This is a genomic window from Diaphorobacter sp. B2A2W2, from assembly GCF_056730635.1.
The window spans coordinates 1-1515 of sequence record NZ_JBWZOR010000024.1; the positions used below are offsets into that span (position 1 = coordinate 1).

A 1515-nucleotide genomic window follows, 5' to 3' on the forward strand; every position below is an offset into this window, starting at 1 on the left:
AATTCAACCTGCCCCCTTTAGACGTGCTAGTTGAAGAGTTGACGGTTTGGGCTGCTGCCGGTTTCAAAGACACCTTGTTAAGGTGGAAGTGAAACCGGAGGTGGTTCATGGAGAGAAGAAGGACATTCAGCCGAGAGTCCAAGCTCAAGCGGTCAAGCTGGTCACCGAGCGTGGTGTGGTTGTGGCCCAGGTGACCTGCCCCCCGCCAGCCGTACCAGTCTGAAGTTAGTGAAGTCCGTCAACCATCAGGAGAATGACGGACATGTAGAAGAGCAGATTCAGCGAGGAACAGATCACATTGGGTTAGGCTTGTGGTCTGCACCGCATTGAACGGCTCATGCGCGAACAGGCATTGCGAGGCCAGACCCCGACGGGATCGCCTAAGGAGACCGTGGCGCGCGCAATGCCGTGGCCAACAACGTACTGGACCGGCAGTTCCAGGCTGACTGCCCGAACCAGAGGTGGGTAGCCGACTTCACCTACATCTGGACGGCATAAGGCTGGCTGTACCTAGCCGCGGTGCTGGACCTGTACTCGCGGCGCATTGTGGGTTGGTCTATGCAGGAGAGCATGACCTTGCAGCTCGTGGTGGACGCGCTGATGATGGCCGTGTGGCGTCGGGCAAGCCGGTAGCCTTACTGCATCACTCGGATCAGGGTAGCCAGTACACCAGGGAGCACTTCCAGAGGCTGTTGGATGAACAGGGCATCACTTGCAGCATGAGCCGGGCCGGCGAGGTCTGGGGCAACTCGGCCATGGAGAGCTTCTTCAGTTCTCTCAAGACCGAACGCATCGCCAGGAAGGTGTACTGAACACGAAGGCAGGTCCGTTCAGATGTATTCGATTACATCGAGTGCTCCTACAACCCGACGCACCGGCATTCGACGCTCGGCTATCTCAGTCCGGACAGTACGAGCAAACTCAAAAGGCTTAAGTTGGTGTCAACGGAACAGGCAGCAGCCCACTCAACCAACAGCCGCCCATGAACAACCTCTTGGAACTCAACGGCTAGCTCGCCAAACTGACGCCACCGACTACAAAGATCCGCCACACCTAAAACAAAAAATAGTGATATCGGCGCAAGGATCAAAAAGGCTGTATACTTCTAAGTTCTTCGGAGGGGTGCCCGAGTGGCTAAAGGGGGCAGACTGTAAATCTGTTGGCTTACGCCTACACTGGTTCGAATCCAGTCCCCTCCACCAGATTGTGGTTTGAAGGCGTTGGACCGTACTTGCGCGAAATTCGGTCTTGCGGGAGTAGTTCAATGGTAGAACCCTAGCCTTCCAAGCTAATGACGCGGGTTCGATTCCCGTCTCCCGCTCCACGGTTTGGATAGGTTGGTTAAGAGGAGTTTGGCTCCTTGTTGCCCATGTGGCTCAGTGGTAGAGCACTCCCTTGGTAAGGGAGAGGTCGCGGGTCCGATTCCCGCCATGGGCACCACAGTTTCAGGTGCGTCTCCGTTTGGGGTGCATCAATATTTGTCGTGTTGGTGTAGATTTTTTCGGAGTCGAAAAG

The 1515-nt window shown here is 55.8% G+C and carries 3 tRNA genes and 1 pseudogene; all 4 read left to right on the top strand.

The features are described from left to right. Nucleotides 1-307: 307 nt before the first annotated feature. A pseudogene (locus tag AC1PPL_RS19275) lies at nucleotides 308-986 on the top strand (IS3 family transposase); the annotation flags it as partial. Nucleotides 987-1116: 130 nt separating this feature from the next. Continuing rightward, a tRNA-Tyr gene (locus AC1PPL_RS19280) sits at nucleotides 1117-1202 on the top strand. A 48-nt stretch (nucleotides 1203-1250) separates the two neighbouring features. After that, a tRNA-Gly gene (locus AC1PPL_RS19285) sits at nucleotides 1251-1324 on the top strand. Between the two features lie 41 nt (nucleotides 1325-1365). After that, nucleotides 1366-1440, top strand: a tRNA-Thr gene (locus AC1PPL_RS19290). Nucleotides 1441-1515 lie beyond the last annotated feature (75 nt).